Below are 16,837 nucleotides of genomic sequence, written 5' to 3' on the forward strand. Positions count from 1 at the left end.
CGACTGGGTTGATAGGCCGGATGTGGAAGCCCTGTAAGGGGTGGAGCTGACCGGTACTAATAGGCCGAGGGCTTGTCCTCAGTTGCTCGCGTCCACTGTTTGGTTCCCGGGTTGCGAACAGTCGCACCGGTGAACATGCAAGAACACCTAACTGAAGAGTGTGCTTGTTCGCTTGGACTCTGTCGCAGTCCTGCCGTCATGGTGGGGCTGACCCGATAGCGTTTCGGTGGTCATAGCGTTAGGGAAACGCCCGGTCACATTCCGAACCCGGAAGCTAAGCCTTTCAGCGCCGATGGTACTGCAGGGGGGACCCTGTGGGAGAGTAGGACACCGCCGAACAATCTTTCCAGACCCCTGGTCCTGGCCTACGTGCTAGGACCAGGGGTCTTTTGCATGCACTCACGCAGCGCGGTGCCCCCGTGAATACGGGAGACTTGTACTACAGCAGCACGATTCGAGGAGTCACGTCGATGTCCAACTCGCCTGAAGACCGGCCCGAGCGTCCCGAGCGCCGGGACTCGCGCCCGAACGGCGGTGGCGACCGTGGGGGTTACCGCAGCGGCGGCCCGCGGCGGGACGGCGACCGCCCGAGCGGTGGCGGCTACCGCCGCGATGACCGGCGTGACGACCGCCCGCGCTCCGACGACCGGCGTGACGACCGCAGGGACGACCGTCCCCGTGGCCCGCGTCGTGACGGTGACCGTCCCGGTGGCGGCGGCGGTGGCTTCCGCCGTGATGACCGGCCGCGTTCGGACCGTCCGTACGGCGGCGGCGGTGGTGGTGGTGGCGGCGGTTTCCGTCGTGACGACCGTCCCCGTGACGACCGTCCGCGTGATGACCGCCCGCGCTACGACCGTCCGCGTGATGACCGCCCGCGGTTCGACGACCGGCGTGACGACCGTCCTCGTGGCCCGCGTCGTGACGGTGACCGTCCCGGTGGCGGCGGCGGTGGCTTCCGCCGTGATGACCGTCCGCGTTCGGACCGTCCGTACGGCGGCGGCGGTGGTGGTGGCGGCTTCCGTCGTGACGACCGCCCGCGTGATGACCGTCCCCGTGATGACCGCCCGCGCTACGACCGCCCCAGGGACGACCGTCCCCGTGACGACCGGCCCCGCTACGACCGTCCGCGTGACGACCGCCCGCGGTTCGACGACCGGCGTGATGACCGTCCTCGTGGCCCGCGTCGTGACGGTGACCGTCCCGGTGGCAGTGGCGGCGGCTTCCGCAGGGACGACCGTCCCCGTGACGACCGGCCCCGCTACGACCGTCCGCGTGACGACCGCCAGGGCTACGACCGCCCGCGGCACGAGGGCTCGCGGGACGACCGTCCCCGTTACGACGGCCCGCGCGAGGACCGGCCCCGCTACGACCGTCCCCGTGACGACCGTCCCCGTGGCCCGCGGCGGGACGACGACCGCGGCGGCTTCCGTCGTGACGACCGTCCCCGTGACGACCGTCCGCGCTACGACCGTGACCGTGGCCGGGACGACCGACCCCGCGACCGTGACGACCGTCCGCGCGGCCCGCGCCGGGAAGGTGGCGGCGGTGACCGCGACCGCGGGTACAGCGGCCGGCGTCCGTTCGTGGAGGGGCGCGGCCGGTTCGAGAACCGCGGCGGTGGCCGGGACGACCGGCGGGAGGAGCGCGAGCCGGTGCGCCGGCTGCCGATCCCGGACGAGGTCACCGGCAACGAGATCGACCCGAGCGTGCGCCAGGAGCTGATGAGCCTGCCCAAGACGCTCGCCGACGACGTCGCCCGCAACCTGGTCATGGTGGCCCGGCTGCTGGACGAGGACGCCGAGCAGGCCTACGCGTACTCGCGGGTCGCGCTGCGCCTGGCGTCGCGCGTCGCGGCCGTACGGGAGGCGGCGGGCTTCGCGTCGTACGCCAGCGAGCGGTACGCCGAGGCGCTGGCCGAATTCCGCGCGACGCGGCGGATGACGGGCACGGTCGACCTGTGGCCGGTCATGGCGGACTGCGAGCGCGGACTCGGGCGCCCCGAGCGGGCGCTGGAGATGGCGGGTGCGCCCGAGGTGCACAAGCTCGACAAGGCCGGCCAGGTCGAGATGCGGCTCGTCGCCGCCGGCGCCCGGCAGGACATGGGGCAGGCCGAGGCGGCGGTCGTCACGCTGCAGAGCTCTGAGCTGGCGTCGCACGCGGTGCACCCGTGGACGGCGCGGCTGCGTTACGCCTACGCCGACGCGCTGCTGGCCGTCGGCCGGGAGCAGGAGGCGCGCGACTGGTTCGCGAAGGCGGCGGAGGCCGACCACAACGGCACCACGGACGCGTCCGACCGGCTCGCGCAGCTCGACGGCGTCGAGTTCGTCGACGCCTTCGACGGCTCGGACGCGGAGGACGAGTCGGAGGCGAAGGCCGCCGGGTCCGGGGACCGCTTCGCCGACGCCGACGAGGCGGACGACACCGGTACGGCCGATGACGCGGTCACCGACGAGGACGACGAAGAGGACGAGGACGACCGCGCCCCCGAAGCCGAAGCCGAAGCCGTGACCGGCGACGACGGCCACGACAGCGACGACGGCCACGACGACGGCGACAAGGGCGACGACGCCGACGACGAGGCGCCCGCAGCGCCGGCCGCCGAGCCCGCCGACCCCACGGGGGACGACGACCTCACCGACGAGGCCGAGCCCTCCTCCTTCCTGGACTCGCCCTTCCGCGCGCCCGCGCACGGCAGCGACCGGGACTGAGCGGCAGCACCTCCGGAGGGAGGGGCGGCGGGCTTCGGCCCGCGGCCCCTCCCTCCCGTCATTCCGGGCCCTGCCTCATTCCAGGTCCAGGCTGCGCATGACGAGCCCGCTCGCGGGTTTCGGGCCGAAGGACGTGGACTTGCGCGGCATCATCACGCCCTGCCGGGCGAGGTCCAGGACGACGCTCTCCCGTACCGGGTGCATGAGCACGGCGGTGCCCGCGTGGCGGCCGGCCTGCTGCACGGCGGCCTCCGCGGTGTGCAGGTAGCCGATGCGGTCGGGGGAGTCGGGGATCTGCCAGACGTGGTCGAGCAGCGCGGAGTGCAGCACGGTGGCGTCCAGCCGGCGCCACGCCTCGGGCCGGTCGGCGGGCACCCAGCGGTCCAGCCGGGGCAGGTCCGGCCGGTCGAGCAGATGGAAGCCCGCGTCCCCCGCCTCCCCGGCGAGCAGGAAGGCGGTGCCGTCCTTCGCTGCCCCGGCCAGGGCGTCGAGCGCGGCGCCCAGGCCGTGCCCCGGCAGCGGGCGGACGCGGAAGTACGGCCGGGCGGCGTCCAACGCCCGCGCCACCGGCAGGCGGTGCAGGACGCGGTGGATGGCGCGGACCCGCAGGGGGTGGCGGGCGGTGTCGACGAGCAGCACGAGGCCGCGGTCCCACGCGGTGCCCGGCGGATGGTCCGCCTGGAGCCTGCGGTAGGTGGCCCAGCGGTGGTGGCCGTCGGCGACGAGGGCCTGGCGGCGGGCGAGGTCGGCGTGGACCGCCGCGTGGTCGGCGGGGTCGGTGAGCGCCCACAGGCGGTGCCGGACACCGTCCTCGGTCGTCGTGGCGAGCAGCGGCTCGCGTGCGGCCGCGGTGGTGTCGACGAGCGAGGCGGTCGCGTCGCCGTCGCGGTAGGCGAGCAGCAGGGGTTCAAGATTGGCGCCGGTGGCGCGCATGAGGGCGGCGCGGTCGGCGACCGGTCCCGGCATGACGTCTTCGTGCGGCAGCACCACACCCGCCTCCGGCGGGGTCAGCCGCAGGGCGCCGATGACGCCGCGCTGCACGTGGCCGCCGTCGTCCTGCTCGTAGACGTACAGCGCGGGCCGCGGGTCCGCGGTGAGGACGCCCGCCGCACGCCAGGCGGCCAGTGTCCGGGCGGCCTGGGCGTGCTGCTCCGCGGGCGTCTCCGCCTCCGGCAGGATGAGGCGGACGACGTTGTACGGGTCGGCCGTCTCCAGGTGGCGCTGCCCGTCGGGGCGGACGACCACGTCGTAGGGCGGCGAGGTGACCGCGGCGAGGCTGCCGACACGAGCGGCGGCGTACCGCAGACCACGGAAGGGGGCCAGGTCGAGGCCCCGCGCAGGAGGGGGACCGGGGTGGGGTCCGTCGTCGGGTCCGGGGTGGGTCATCAGCGCATGCTACGTCCGCAACCGGCATGGGGGATGATCGTCGAGGACAACGACACGACTGCCGCGGCCCACCCGCACCGCCCGCTCCTCCCCGGACGCGCGCGGCCGGACGGCCGGACGACGAGGAGCGAGCCCAGCCATGACTGACCGGACCAGTCCGAGCGGCAGCGAACAGCCGCTCGACACCGCGTACGACACGGCGCTGCTCGACCTCGACGGGGTCGTCTACGCGGGCGGCGACGCCATCGCGCACGCCGTCGAGTCCCTCACGGCCGCCCGCAAGGACGGGATGCGGCTCGCGTACGTCACCAACAACGCCGCCCGCACGCCCGCGACCGTCGCCGAGCACCTCACCCACCTCGGCGTGCCCGCCGCCGCGGAGGACGTCATCACCTCCGCCCAAGCAGTCGCCCGGCTCATCGCCGACGAGGTGCCCGCCGGCTCCAAGGTCCTCGCGGTCGGCGGCGAAGGGCTCTTCGCCGCGCTCCGCGAACGCGGGCTGGAGCCCGTGGAGTCCGCGGCGGACTCGCCGGTCGCGGCCGTACAGGGCTACGGGCCCGAGCTGCGGTGGTCGCAGCTCGCGGAGATGGCGTACGCGGTGAACGCCGGGGTGCCGTGGTTCGCCTCCAACACCGACCTCACCATCCCCAGCGCGCGGGGGATCGCGCCCGGGAACGGCGCGGCCGTCGAGGTCGTACGGATCGCCACCGGCGGCACCCCGCGGGTCGCCGGCAAGCCGCTGCCGCCGATGCACCGGGAGACGGTGATCAGGACCGGGGCGCGGCGGCCTCTCGTGGTCGGGGACCGGCTCGACACGGACATCGAGGGGGCGCATGCGGGGGGCGTCGACTCCCTCCTCGTCCTGACCGGGGTCACCACGGCGGCGGCTCTCCTCGCCGCGGAGCCGCGGCACCGCCCCACGTACGTCGCCCGTGACCTGCGGGGGTTGCTCGCCCCGCACCCCGAGGTCACGTGGTCCTCCGACCAGGCCCGCTGCGGCGCCTGGACCGCGGCTCCCTCCCACTCCTCCCTCTCCCTCATGGGCGAGGGCGACCCCCTCGACGGCCTCCGCGCCCTCTGCGCCGCCGCCTGGACCCGCCCGGACCTGGACGCCACCCCGGGCCTGGAGACCCTGGCCCTCTAGCCCGTGCGGCGGGCTTTCGGGCTTCCCGCCGCTGGGGGCGCCCGCGCCTGCCGGCGCGGGGTGTCTCCCACCCCCACCACCCGTGCAGGTTAAGACGTCGGCTGACGGCCCCCTGTGGGGGTGACCCGCCATCGGGGGCAAACCGCAGCCCCTCGCACACTCACCCCCACCGGCGGGCAGCCGCCAACGTACCGCAGGGGGGGGGACGATCTACCCCGCCCACCCGTACCCCCACCGGCAGGCAGCGGCTGACGCAACGTTGGGAGGGGCACGATCTACCCCGCCCACCCCCACCGGCAGGCAGCCGCCGGCGAAACCTGGGAGGGGGACGATCCGGGGGTGCCCCCGCAGGAATGCGCTTCCCAGCGCGGCACCAACTCGGGAGGAGGGTGAGCGCGCATTCCGAGGAGGTACCCCCGGAGTGGCACCTGACCCCACCACCTCGGGCGGCAAGGTGCCCCGCCGGGTACGCCGGGGGCGCGTGGGAGTACCTCCCAGGCGAAGCTCTGGGGGAGAAATGCGCGGCAAGCCCCCACCGGCGGCAAGGTCGCGCAGCGAACCGCACCGCGCAGAACGGAGCGCAACCCCCAAGCCCCGCAGGGCTACGCCGACTCCGACAGGAGCGCGTCCTCCGTCGTGCCCGCGCGCCAGTAGCCGGTGAAGGTCACGGCGGGGCGGGGGAAGGCGCGGGGGCCCACGAGGTGCCGGCGGACCTCGCGGACGAGCGAGGCCTCGCCCGCGAGCCACGCGTACGCCCGACCGGCGGGAAGCGCGCAGGCCGCGACGGCCTCGGCAAGCGACGAGGGCCGGGTCAGCCAGCTGACCTCGGCCTCGCACTTCGTCGGGAACTCCACACGATCGGCCGCGTCGGCCACCGAGATCCACGCCCTCACCGGCGTACCCGCCGGCAGCCACTCCAGAATGCCGGCGACCGCCGGCACCGCGGTCTCGTCCGCACACAGCAGCACCCAGTCCGTCCCCTCCGGCGGCCGGAAGTCGACCCCGCCGTTGTCGGTGACGACGGGCGCGAGAAGCGCGACCCGGTCGCCGGGGGCTGCCGCGCAGGCCCACCGGGACGCGGGCCCGAGGTCGCCGTGGAGGGCGAAGTCGATGTCCAGTTCGTCGGGGTCGCGCCGCACGTCGCGGACGGTGTACGTGCGCATGATGCCGCGCACAGCGGGGTCGAGGGCGCGCCAGCGCGCGTACCAGCCGGCGTCGAGGACGTCGGGCAGGACGGGCGCGTCCTGCCCCGCCTGCGGCAGGAAGAGCTTGAGCCGCTGGTCGCGCCCGCCGCTGACGACGGCCCCGAGGCCGGGGCCGCCGAACACGACCCGCAGCAGCGAGCGGGAGAGCCGCTCGGTGCGCAGCACCTGGACGTCCAAGAACCGATACGTGGGCTGCGGCTGCGGCAGGGGCCGGGACACGGCGTCAGCTCACCTTCTTCGCACCGTTGACAGCATTCGTCAGGGCCTCCAGCTGGTCTGCGCACTTCGCGTAGGAGAAGATCGGCTCGCTGGGCCAGGGGAAGATCTGCCCGGCCTTGACGGCGGGCAGCTGCTGCCAGGTGGGGCGCCCGGTGAGGTCCTTGGGCTGGAGGGTCGCGGAGCGGCTGTCGAGCATGAGGACGTCGGCCTTGTACTTGCCGGCGTTCTCCCAGCTGAGCGTCTCGAAGAAGCCGCCTTCGACCTTGTCCGGCACGACGAAGCCGACGCCGAGGCTCTTGTAGTACGTCAGGTCGGCCGCCGAGGACGGGGTCGAGACGTAGAAGGAGTCGGCGCTCGCCGAGCAGGCCATGACGGTGATGCCGCCGGCGGCCTTGGCGGCGGTCCGCAGAGCGGCCGAGGCGCTCTCGAAGCGGGCCTTGGCGGCGGCGTTGGCGGCGGAGCCGAGGTCCGCGCCGAGGGCGGCGGCGAGTTCGGCGTAGCGCTGGAGCGGGGTGGTGAGGGGGACGCCGGCGACGTTGACGGCGACGCTGGGCGCGAGGGCGAGGATCTTGGCGCTGCTCTGCTCGGGCACGTACCAGAGGGCCTTGGCGTCGTAGGTGTGGCTGATGAGCAGGCCGGGACCGAGGGCGGCGTACTTCTCGATGTTGAACTCGCCCCAGACGTTGCCGATGACGGTGACCTTCGTGACGTCGAGGTCGCCGGCCTGCGGATCCGGGGAGCCGTCCTTGAGGGTGGTGGGGCCGAAGACACCGGTGCACTCGACGCCGTAGTCGTGCAGGGCCGCGGCGGAACCGACGTACGCCACCAGGTTCTTCGGCGCCTTGCCGAGGGAGACGGCCTTCCTGCGGTCGTCGGTGAAGCTGAAGGGCCCGGACGCCCCGGCGCCCGCCGACGACGTGCCGGAGCCGGAACCCGAACCGGGACCCGCGCCGGAGCCGGAACCTGAACCGGAGCCGCCGCAAGCGGCCAGCAGCGCGCCGGCGCCCAGCGCGCCACCGGCGGCGAGCACACCACGGCGGGGGATTCCGGACATACGGGAAGGGGTGCGGGACGAGGTCATGGGAGGCTGCCGCTCTGCTCGGAAGGACGTAGCGAGGTTAGGCTAACCTAAGTTCCGTGTTGGTTGACCAGGACTCCCCACCCCGCGCCCCCGCCGCCCCCGGCGCGGGCCCCATCGCCCGAACGCAGGTCACCCGAGGTGCCGGGCTGCTCGCGGCCGCCGCGGTGCTGCTCGCCGTCATGGCGGCGAGCATCGCGGTCGGCGCCAAGGACATTCCGCTCGACCAGGTCTGGCACGGGCTCTTCCACTACTCCGGCACCGACGACGACGTGGTCGTGCGCGAACTCCGGCTGCCGCGTACGGTGCTGGGCCTCGTGGTCGGCGCGGCCCTCGGTCTCGCCGGCGCCGCGATGCAGGCCCTCACCCGCAACCCGCTCGCCGACCCCGGCCTGCTCGGCGTCAACGCGGGAGCGGCCGCGGCGGTCGTCACCGGCATCAGCTTCTTCGGCGTCACCTCGCCCGGCGCGTACGTGTGGTTCGCGCTCGCCGGCGCCGCCGCCGTGTCGGTGCTGGTCTACGCGATCGGCGGCAGCCGCTCCGCGACCCCGGTACGGCTCGCGCTGGCCGGAACGGCGGTGACCGCGCTGCTGCAGGGCTGGAGCAGCGCGGTCCAGCTCACCGACAGCGTCGCCCTGGACCGCATGCGGTTCTGGCAGGTCGGCTCGCTGGCCTCCGCCGACATGGCGACCGTGCGGCGTGTCGTGCCCTTCCTCGCCGTCGGCGCGGTGCTGGCCTTCGCGGCTGCCCGCCCGCTCAACGCGATCGCGCTCGGCGACGACACCGCGCGCGCCCTCGGTACCCGCCTCACCGGCACCCGGGTCGCCGTGACGGCGGCGATCACCCTGCTGTGCGGGGCGGCCACAGCGGCCTGCGGGCCCATCGTCTTCATCGGCCTGATGGTCCCGCACATGGTGCGCGGCATCACCGGGCCCGACATGCGCTGGACGCTGCCCTACGCGGCCGTCCTCTCACCCGTGCTGCTGCTGGGCTCCGACGTGCTGGGCCGGCTGCTGACGCGCCCGGCCGAACTCCAGGTCGGCATCGTCACCGCGATCGTCGGCGGGCCGGTCTTCATCGCGCTGGCCCGGCGCAGCAGGACGGCGGAGCTGTGAGCCCCGAGCACACCGGGGCCCGCGACCCCGGAGAACCCGGCACACACCCCGCACCGCGCACCGGCCGCACCGCCCGTACCGCCGTGCTGCGCACCCCGGGCGGCGGGCTGTCGCTGCGCCTCGACCGGCGCGCCGCCCTCACCGGTACGTGTCTGCTGGCCGTCGTGCTCGCCGCCGCCGTCCTGCTGGTCGGAACCGGCGACTACGCCGTCGCGCCCGCTGACGTCCTGCGCACGCTGCTCGGACACGGCACCGCGGGCCAGGACTTCATCGTGCGTCAGCTGCGGCTGCCGCGGGTGCTGGTGGCGCTGCTGGTGGGCGCCGCGCTCGGTATGGCGGGCGCCGCCTTCCAGAGCGTGTCGCGCAACCCGCTGGGCAGCCCCGACGTCATCGGCTTCGGCCAGGGCTCGGCGGCCGGCGCGCTGCTGGTGATCGTGGTTCTGCACGGCTCGTCCCTCGAGGTCTCCGCGGGCGCGATCGCCGGCGGGCTGCTCACCGGCCTCGCCGTCTACGCGCTCGCCTGGCAGCGCGGGGTGCACGGCTACCGGCTGGTACTCGTCGGCATCGGCGGCTCCGCGATCCTCGCCGCCGTCAACAGCTACCTGCTGGTGAAGGCGAACTTCGTGGACGTCGCCCGGGCCGTCATCTGGATCAGCGGCTCCCTCGACGGACGCGGCTGGGAGCAGGTGCGGCCGCTGCTGGGCTGCTGCGCCGTCCTGATGCCGGTGCTGCTCGCGCAGGGCCCGGCGCTGCGGATCACCGAGATGGGCGACGACGCGGCCCGCGCGCTCGGCGTCCGGGTCGAGCGGGTGCGGCTGACCGCCGTGCTCTGCGCGGTGCTGCTCACCGCCGCCGCGACCGCCGCCGCCGGGCCCATCGCCTTCGTCGCGCTCACCGCGCCCCAGCTCGCCCGCCGGATCACCCGCACGCCGGGCGTCAGCCTGCTGCCGTCGGCGCTCATGGGCGCCGCGCTGCTGGTGCTCGCCGACCTCGCGGCGCAGCGCGCCTTCGGCTCCGGGCAGGTGCCGGTCGGCGTCGCCACCGGCGTGCTCGGCGGCGGGTACCTGCTGTGGCTGCTCGTCGGGGAGCGCCGGGCGGGCCGGATATGACCCGCGCCGCCCACCGGCCGCGGCCGCGGACCGGACCGCTTGCGTACCCACCGCGGCGGCCCGCGCGGCGTACGGCGCCGGGCGGGCCGGACATGACCCGCGCCGCCCACCGGCCGCGGCCGCGGACCAGACCGCTTCCGTACCCACCGCGGCGGCCCGCGCGGCGTACGGCGCCGGGCGGGCCGGACATGACCGCTCCACCCACCGGCCGCGGACCGGACCGCATACGTACCCACCGCCGTGCGCCGCGCAGCGCACGCACCGACCACCGGCGAACGACCGCCCAGGGAGCAGCAGTATGACCAGTCGCCTTGCCGACACATCGACGGACAGCACCGGGAGGCCGCGGCTGCGGGCCGACGCGGTGACGCTCCGGTACGACCGGCGGGTCGTCACCGAAGGGCTCAGTGTCGACATACCCGACCACTCCTTCACCGTCGTGGTCGGCCCCAACGCGTGCGGCAAGTCGACATTGCTGCGCGCGCTCGCCCGGCTGCTCAGGCCCGCCGAGGGCAGGGTGCTGCTGGACGGGCGGGCGATCGGCGGCCTGCCCGCCAAGTCCGTGGCCCGCACCCTCGGGCTGCTGCCGCAGACCTCGGTGGCGCCCGACGGCATCACCGTCGCCTCGCTCGTGGCCCGCGGCCGCTACCCGCACCAGGGGCTGCTGCGGCAGTGGTCGGCCGAGGACGAGCGGATCGTCGCGGAGTCCATGGCCGCCACCGGCGTCGGCGCGCTCGCCGCGCGCCGGGTCGACGAGCTGTCCGGCGGGCAGCGGCAGCGGGTGTGGATCGCGATGGCCCTGGCCCAGGAGACGCCGCTGCTGCTGCTCGACGAGCCCACCACGTATCTCGACATCCAGCACCAGATCGACGTCCTCGACCTGTGCGCGCGGCTGCACGAGGAGGGCGGGCGCACCCTCGTCGCCGTGCTGCACGACCTCAACCAGGCCGCCCGCTACGCCACCCACCTGATCGCGATGCGCGACGGGCGGATCGAGGCCCAGGGGCCGCCCGCTGAGGTCATCACCGCCGAACTGGTCGAGCGCGTCTTCGGGGTGACCTGCCGGATCATCGAGGACCCGGAGAGCGGCACCCCGCTGGTGATCCCCGCGGCCCGCCGCCGTACGGGCACCGCCGTCACAGCAGCGAACGCAGCCGCAGCACGTCCCGCAGCGAGGCCTGCACCCTGACCCGGCCGCTGCCCCACGCCTTGGCGAAGCTCAGCTCGCCGCCGACCATCGCGACCAGGTCGTCCCCGGTCATCGTGAGCCGGATCTGCGCCTTGTCCGCCGGCACTCCCGGCACGGCGGTCACGCCGGTGATCGTGCCGCCCGCCAGCCGCCCGGTGAAGGTCGTGTCCAGGTCGGTGATCCGGCAGCTCAGCGAGCGGTCCAGAGCGGCGGCCGAGCGGACGTCGCCCTCGGCCTCCGCCATGTTCCGCGCCAACTGGTCGAGTGCGGTCCTGCACTCATCGAGGGTGGCCATCGGCGCGGTGTCTCCCGGTCGCTGTTACGTCGCCACGACCGTACCGCAGGGCACCGTCGGCGGGCCGACGGGACCGGAGGCGGTAGCGTCTTGACCACGGGGGTCCGCGCGCGGGCCGCCGGCCGGACGATGTGTCAACGGGCGAGGCGAGGAGTGAGAGCGATGCGGGACGCGCTGCGTACCTGTCTGCAGATCGCGGGCGGCCTGACCGAGGCCACCCGCCGCCGCGCGGTCGACGCGGCCAGGGACATGCTGGACCAGACCGGCATCGACGTGGACGCCGTGCAGCGGCGGATCAACTCGGCCATCCCGGCGGAGGTGCAGACGCTCGCCGACGAGCTGATGGCCGCCGGGCGCGCCAACCGCGACCTGCTGCTCGGGATCGTCCGCGAGGAAGTCGACAAGACGATGAGCCGGGTCGGCCGGCTCGCCGACGAGGTCACGAAGGTCGGCGTCGTGCTGGAGACGCTCGAACGCCGGATCCGCAACCTGGAGTCGGACGCGACGGAGGAGGAGACGGGCGGCACGTACGCCGTACGGCCCGAGCCCGCGTCCACGCCCCCGGTGGAGCACGTGCCCGTCGCGACCGAGCCGCCCGCGCCGGGCAAGAAGACGGAGCCGGCGGCGAAGAAGGCCGCCGCCCCCGCGAAGAAGGCCGCGCCCGCGGCCCGCAGGACCGCTGCCGCCAAGCGGGCGACCACGGCCAAGTCGGCCGCCGCTCACCAGACGACGGCCGCCACGAAGACCGCGGCGAAGAAGTCCGCGGCCCGGGCCTCCGCCGCCGCGGGCAGGAAGGTCGCCGCCACCCCGAAGACGACGGCGAACCCGCTGCGCACGACCGCGGCCACCGCGCAGGAGACCGAGGGGGAGACCCCGGCGCCCGTGGCGAAGAAGGCGGCCGCGAAGAAGGCCCCGGCGAAGGCCCCGGCGAAGAAGTCGGCCACCTCGGCCTCGGGTGCCGCGGCGCCCGTGGCGAAGAAGGCGGCCGCGAAGAAGGCCCCGGCGAAGGCCCCGGCGAAGAAGTCGGCTGCCCCGGCCTCCGGTGCCGCGGCGCCCGCGAAGAAGACGGCCGCGAAGGAGTCGGCTGCCCCCGCCGCCGGTGCCGCGGCGCCCGCGGTGAAGAAGGCGGCTGCGAAGGCCCCGGCGAAGAAGTCGGCCACCTCGGCCTCCGGCGCCGCCGCGCCCGCGAAGAAGGCCCCGGCGAAGAAGACCGCTGCCGGGGAGGCGCCCGCGGCGAAGAAGGCGGCGCCCGGCAAGCCCGCCGCTGCCGCGAAGAAGGCCGCCCCCGCCAAGAAGTCCGCGCCCCCCGCCGGAGCCGGCGATGAGTGAGCCCGCCGCCGAGCCCGTCCCGTACCCGGGGCGCGCCGCCCACGCCGAGCGGCCGGCCGGCCTGCCGGAGCAGGGCGTCACCCACAGCGCCCCGCCGGAGCAGGGTGCCGAGCCCGGGTCGTACGCGGGGCGTGCCACCAACGCCGGGCCCCCGGCCGGCCGGCCCGGGGCCGTACCCGAGCAGGCCGCCGAGCCCGGGTCGTACGCCGGGCGCGCCACCTACGGCGAGCCGCCCGCCGACCTGCCCGTGGCCGTACCCGAGCAGCGGGGCGACGACGACGGGACGGGCGCCTACGGCGAGGACGCCCCCGCGCGGCCGGAGCCGCTGGGGGTGGCCGTCCCGGCGACCGGGAACGCCGACGTGGACGCGGCGCTCGCCCGGCTCGTGGACGCCGACGAACTCCCCACGCAGTCCCACATCGAGGTGTACGAGGATGTGCACCACGGGCTGCGCGACGCGCTCGCAGCGCTGGACGAGAACAGGAGCTGAACCGTACGTGGCAGTGGCACGACGCCGCCTCGACGCCGAGCTGGTGCGGCGCAAACTCGCGCGCTCGCGCGAGCACGCGAGCCAGCTGATCGCCGCGGGCCGGGTGACGGTGGGCGGCGCCACCGCGACCAAGCCCGCCACGCAGGTGGAGACCTCGGCCGCCCTGGTGGTCGCCGAGAGCGGGGACGACCCGGAGTACGTCTCGCGCGGCGGCCACAAGCTGGCCGGCGCGCTCGCCGCCTTCCAGCCCCGCGGCCTGGCCGTCGCCGGCCGCCGGGCGCTGGACGCGGGCGCGTCCACCGGCGGCTTCACCGACGTCCTGCTGCGGGCCGGCGCCGCACAGGTCGTCGCCGTCGACGTCGGCTACGGGCAGCTCGCGTGGTCGCTGCAGAGCGACCCGCGGGTCGTGGTGAAGGACCGCACCAACGTCCGGGAGTTGACGCTCGACCACATCGACGGCGAGCCCGTCGACCTGGTCGTCGGCGACCTGTCCTTCATCCCGCTCGGCCTGGTGCTGCCCGCCCTCGTGCGCTGCGCCGCACCCGGCGCCGACCTGGTGCTGATGGTCAAGCCGCAGTTCGAGGTGGGCCGCGAGCGGCTGGGCAGCGGGGGAGTGGTGCGCAGCCCGCAGTTGCGCGCCGAGACCGTGCGCACGGTGGCCGGGCAGGCGGCCGGACTCGGGCTCGGCGTGCTCGGCGTCACAGCAAGTCCTTTGCCGGGGCCGTCCGGCAACGTGGAATATTTCTTGTGGCTGCGCGCCGGTGCGCCCGCGCTGGACCCGGCCGATGTCGACCGTGCCGTGGCGGAGGGGCCGAACCGGTGACCATCGTGAGCGAGACGCAGAACCGTACCGTTTTCCTGCTGACCCACACCGGCAGGGCGGCCGCGATCCGCAGTGCCGAGCGGGTCGTGCAGGCCCTGCTGCGCTGCGGGATCGGCGTGCGGCTGCTCGTCGAGGAGGCCGTGGACCTGCCGCTGCCGGAAGCGGTGGAGCTGGTCGCGGAGGCCGGGCCGGAGGCCGTCGAGGGCTGCGAGCTGATCGTCGTGCTGGGCGGGGACGGGACGCTGCTGCGCGGCGCCGAGTTCTCCCGCGCCTCGGGGGTGCCGCTGCTCGGCGTCAACCTCGGGCGGGTCGGCTTCCTCGCCGAGGCCGAGCGGGACGACCTGGACAAGGTCGTGGACCGCGTCGTCACCCGCGAGTACGAGGTCGAGGAGCGCATGACCCTCGACGTGCTGGTGCGCAACGACGGGGCGGTCGTCCACCGGGACTGGGCGCTCAACGAGGCGTCGGTGGAGAAGGCGTCCCGCGAGCGGCTGCTGGAGGTCGTCACCGAGGTCGACGGCCGGCCCGTCTCCCGCTTCGGCGGTGACGGCGTGGTCTGCGCGACCCCGACCGGCTCCACCGCCTACGCCTTCTCTGCCGGCGGGCCCGTGGTGTGGCCCGAGGTCGAGGCGCTGCTCATGGTGCCGATCAGCGCGCACGCGCTCTTCGCCAAGCCGCTCGTCACCTCCCCGCGGTCGGTGCTGGCCGTCGAGGTGCAGCCCGAGACACCCAACGGCGTGCTGTGGTGCGACGGGCGACGCACCGTCGAACTGCCCGCCGGCGCCCGCGTGGAGGTCCGGCGAGGCGCCGTGCCGGTGCGGCTGGCGCGGCTGCACCACGCGTCCTTCACCGACCGGCTGGTGGCCAAGTTCGCGCTGCCCGTCGCGGGCTGGCGCGGCGCGCCGTCGTAGCCGGCGGGGAGCCGACTGCCCGGCGGGCGTCGCGCCGGGCACGGAAAACCTCGTATGGTCGTATCCGTGTTGGAGGAAATGCGGATCCGGTCGCTGGGTGTCATCGAGGACGCCGTGGTGGAACTCTCACCCGGCTTCACCGCGGTGACCGGCGAGACCGGTGCGGGCAAGACCATGGTCGTCACGAGCCTCGGCCTGCTCCTCGGCGGCCGGGCCGACCCCGCCCTGGTGCGGATCGGCGCGGGCTCCGCGGTCGTCGAGGGCCGCGTGACGATGGCGCCGGGCGACCGGGCGGCCGTACGCGCCGCCGAAGCCGGGGCGGAACTCGACGACGGTGCGCTGCTCATCAGCCGTACGGTGTCCGCGGAAGGGCGCTCGCGCGCGCACCTCGGCGGGCGCAGCGTCCCCGTGGGGGTGCTCGGCGACCTCGCCGACGACCTCGTGGCCGTCCACGGCCAGACCGACCAGCAGGGCCTGCTGCGGCCCGCGCGGCAGCGCGAGGCGCTCGACCGCTACGCCGGTGCCGCGCTCGGCACGGCGCTGGAGAAGTACGGGGCCGCCTACCGGCGGCTGCGGGAGGTCGCCGCGGAACTGTCCGAACTCACCACCCGGGCCAGGGAACGCGCCCAGGAGGCGGATCTGCTGCGCTTCGGCGTCGAGGAGATCTCCGCCGCCGAGCCGCAGCCCGGCGAGGACGCCGAACTCGCCGCCGAGGCCGAGCGGCTCGGGCACGCCGAGGCGCTCGCTTCCGCCGCGACGCTCGCGCACGCCGCGCTCGCCGGCAACCCCGAGGACCCCGAGAGCGTCGAGGCCGGCAGCCTCGTCGCCGGCGCCCAGCGCGCGCTCGACGCCGTCGCCGCGCACGACCCCGCCCTCGCCGGGCTCGCCGGGCGGCTCGGTGAGCTGGGCATCCTGCTCGCCGACGTGGCCGGCGAACTCGCCGGCTACGCCGACAACCTGGACGCCGACCCGCTGCGGCTCGCCGCCGTCGAGGAGCGCCGGGCCGTCCTCGCACACCTCGTCCGCAAGTACGGCACCGACATCGACGAGGTCCTCGCGTGGGCCGGGCAGAGCGCCGCCCGGCTCGCCGAACTCGACGGCGACGACGACCGCATCGCCGAGCTCACCGCCGAGCGCGACGCGCTGCGGGCCGAACTCGGCGGCCTCGGCCAGCACCTCACCGACCTGCGCACCGAGGCCGCGGAGCGGTTCGCCACCGACGTCACCGCCGAACTGGCCTCGCTGGCCATGCCGCACGCGCGCGTCAGCTTCGCGATCCGGCAGAACGAGGTGCCCGCCGGGGAGGCGGAGTCCGGCATCGAGATCGGCGGCCGGGCCGTTGCCTACGGGCCCACCGGGGCGGACGAGGTCGAGCTGCTGCTCGCCCCGCACCCCGGCAGCCCCGCGCGGCCCATCGCCAAGGGCGCGTCCGGCGGCGAGCTCTCCCGCGTCATGCTCGCCGTCGAGGTCGTCTTCGCCGGGTCCGACCCCGTCCCGACGTACCTCTTCGACGAGGTCGACGCGGGGGTCGGCGGGGCCGCGGCGGTCGAGGTGGGGCGCCGCCTCGCACGCCTCGCACGGACGGCCCAGGTCGTGGTCGTCACCCACCTTCCGCAGGTGGCCGCGTTCGCCGACCGCCAGCTCCTGGTCGAGAAGACGAACGACGGTTCCGTCACCCGCTCCGGTGTCACCGCCCTCGACGGCGAGGCCCGCGTCCGCGAACTCTCCCGCATGCTCGCGGGCCAATCCGACTCCGAACTGGCCCGCGCCCACGCGGAGGAACTCCTGGCTGCCGCCCGCGCCTCCCTCTGACCTCCCCCGGTCGGGGGGCGCCCT

At 75.2% G+C, this 16,837-nt stretch carries 15 protein-coding genes and 2 rRNA genes; 12 read left to right on the plus strand and 5 right to left on the minus strand.

The annotated features are described in order from the left end of the window. Both IH54_RS0127475 and rrf read left to right on the plus strand, forming a co-directional pair. Window positions 1–80 (plus strand): 23S ribosomal RNA (locus IH54_RS0127475); the annotation flags it as partial. Between the two features lie 142 nt (window positions 81–222). After that, window positions 223–339: ribosomal RNA gene (gene rrf / locus IH54_RS0127480) — 5S ribosomal RNA — on the plus strand. A 26-nt stretch (window positions 340–365) separates the two neighbouring features. Here the strand turns inward: rrf and IH54_RS45710 are convergent. Continuing rightward, window positions 366–1,307, minus strand: a complete 942-nt coding sequence (locus tag IH54_RS45710; protein ID WP_159012086.1) for a hypothetical protein — start codon at window positions 1,305–1,307, stop codon at window positions 366–368. 399 nt (window positions 1,308–1,706) lie between these two features. Between IH54_RS45710 and IH54_RS40280 the strand changes: the two genes are divergently transcribed. Continuing rightward, a complete protein-coding gene (locus IH54_RS40280) occupies window positions 1,707–2,708 on the plus strand; it encodes a hypothetical protein (RefSeq protein WP_234343926.1) in 1,002 nt (333 codons plus the stop codon). Between the two features lie 75 nt (window positions 2,709–2,783). On the opposite strand, the gene IH54_RS0127490 is transcribed toward IH54_RS40280, so the two are convergent. Beyond that, window positions 2,784–4,094: a DUF1015 domain-containing protein gene (locus IH54_RS0127490; protein WP_031521797.1), complete on the minus strand. Its 1,311-nt coding sequence runs from the start codon at window positions 4,092–4,094 to the stop codon at window positions 2,784–2,786. 139 nt (window positions 4,095–4,233) lie between these two features. On the opposite strand from IH54_RS0127490, the gene IH54_RS0127495 reads away from it, so the two are divergent. Continuing rightward, window positions 4,234–5,238 carry an HAD-IIA family hydrolase gene (locus IH54_RS0127495; RefSeq protein WP_031521800.1) on the plus strand — a complete coding sequence of 335 codons (1,005 nt, stop codon included), beginning with the start codon at window positions 4,234–4,236 and terminating at the stop codon, window positions 5,236–5,238. Between the two features lie 602 nt (window positions 5,239–5,840). Here IH54_RS0127495 and IH54_RS0127500 read toward each other — a convergent pair. Together IH54_RS0127500 and IH54_RS0127505 are read right to left on the minus strand one after the other, a co-directional pair. Next, the gene (locus IH54_RS0127500) at window positions 5,841–6,662 is read right to left on the minus strand and encodes a siderophore-interacting protein (protein WP_031521802.1); all 822 of its coding nucleotides are present in this window, start codon (window positions 6,660–6,662) and stop codon (window positions 5,841–5,843) included. 4 nt (window positions 6,663–6,666) lie between these two features. Then, the gene (locus tag IH54_RS0127505) at window positions 6,667–7,716 is read right to left on the minus strand and encodes an ABC transporter substrate-binding protein (protein WP_234343923.1); all 1,050 of its coding nucleotides are present in this window, start codon (window positions 7,714–7,716) and stop codon (window positions 6,667–6,669) included. Window positions 7,717–7,856: 140 nt separating this feature from the next. On the opposite strand from IH54_RS0127505, the gene IH54_RS0127510 reads away from it, so the two are divergent. The 3 genes from IH54_RS0127510 to IH54_RS0127520 all read left to right on the plus strand — a co-directional run bounded on the left by IH54_RS0127510 (window position 7,857) and on the right by IH54_RS0127520 (window position 11,153). After that, window positions 7,857–8,855 carry a FecCD family ABC transporter permease gene (locus IH54_RS0127510; protein ID WP_043182464.1) on the plus strand — a complete coding sequence of 333 codons (999 nt, stop codon included), beginning with the start codon at window positions 7,857–7,859 and terminating at the stop codon, window positions 8,853–8,855. Between the two features lie 83 nt (window positions 8,856–8,938). Continuing rightward, window positions 8,939–9,964: a FecCD family ABC transporter permease gene (locus IH54_RS0127515; protein WP_031521809.1), complete on the plus strand. Its 1,026-nt coding sequence runs from the start codon at window positions 8,939–8,941 to the stop codon at window positions 9,962–9,964. 298 nt (window positions 9,965–10,262) lie between these two features. Continuing rightward, window positions 10,263–11,153: an ABC transporter ATP-binding protein gene (locus tag IH54_RS0127520; RefSeq protein WP_052397933.1), complete on the plus strand. Its 891-nt coding sequence runs from the start codon at window positions 10,263–10,265 to the stop codon at window positions 11,151–11,153. Here the strand turns inward: IH54_RS0127520 and IH54_RS0127525 are convergent. After that, window positions 11,101–11,448, minus strand: a complete 348-nt coding sequence (locus tag IH54_RS0127525) for a sterol-binding protein (protein WP_031521815.1) — start codon at window positions 11,446–11,448, stop codon at window positions 11,101–11,103. The two genes, IH54_RS0127520 and IH54_RS0127525, sit on opposite strands and share 53 nt — an antisense overlap. 162 nt (window positions 11,449–11,610) lie before the next feature. On the opposite strand from IH54_RS0127525, the gene IH54_RS42540 reads away from it, so the two are divergent. Genes IH54_RS42540 through recN form a run of 5 tightly spaced genes read left to right on the plus strand, consistent with a single transcriptional unit; the run spans window position 11,611 to window position 16,813 of the window. After that, a complete protein-coding gene (locus IH54_RS42540) occupies window positions 11,611–12,777 on the plus strand; it encodes a hypothetical protein (RefSeq protein ID WP_063762387.1) in 1,167 nt (388 codons plus the stop codon). Next, window positions 12,770–13,267 carry a hypothetical protein gene (locus tag IH54_RS47965; RefSeq protein WP_324607823.1) on the plus strand — a complete coding sequence of 166 codons (498 nt, stop codon included), beginning with the start codon at window positions 12,770–12,772 and terminating at the stop codon, window positions 13,265–13,267. The genes IH54_RS42540 and IH54_RS47965 overlap by 8 nt, the downstream gene beginning before the upstream one ends. A 13-nt stretch (window positions 13,268–13,280) precedes the next feature. Then, window positions 13,281–14,090 carry a TlyA family RNA methyltransferase gene (locus tag IH54_RS0127540; protein WP_031521824.1) on the plus strand — a complete coding sequence of 270 codons (810 nt, stop codon included), beginning with the start codon at window positions 13,281–13,283 and terminating at the stop codon, window positions 14,088–14,090. Continuing rightward, complete coding sequence (locus tag IH54_RS0127545) at window positions 14,087–15,001, plus strand: NAD kinase (protein WP_031521826.1); 915 nt, start codon at window positions 14,087–14,089, stop codon at window positions 14,999–15,001. Before IH54_RS0127540 ends, IH54_RS0127545 begins: the two co-directional genes overlap by 4 nt. 54 nt (window positions 15,002–15,055) lie before the next feature. Further along, on the plus strand, window positions 15,056–16,813 hold the full coding sequence (gene recN, locus IH54_RS0127550; protein WP_031521829.1) for a DNA repair protein RecN: 1,758 nt from the start codon (window positions 15,056–15,058) through the stop codon (window positions 16,811–16,813). Window positions 16,814–16,837: the final 24 nt, after the last annotated feature.

It is taken from the genome of Streptomyces sp. NRRL F-5123 (assembly GCF_000721495.1).
Taxonomy (GTDB): Bacteria; Actinomycetota; Actinomycetes; order Streptomycetales; family Streptomycetaceae; genus Actinacidiphila.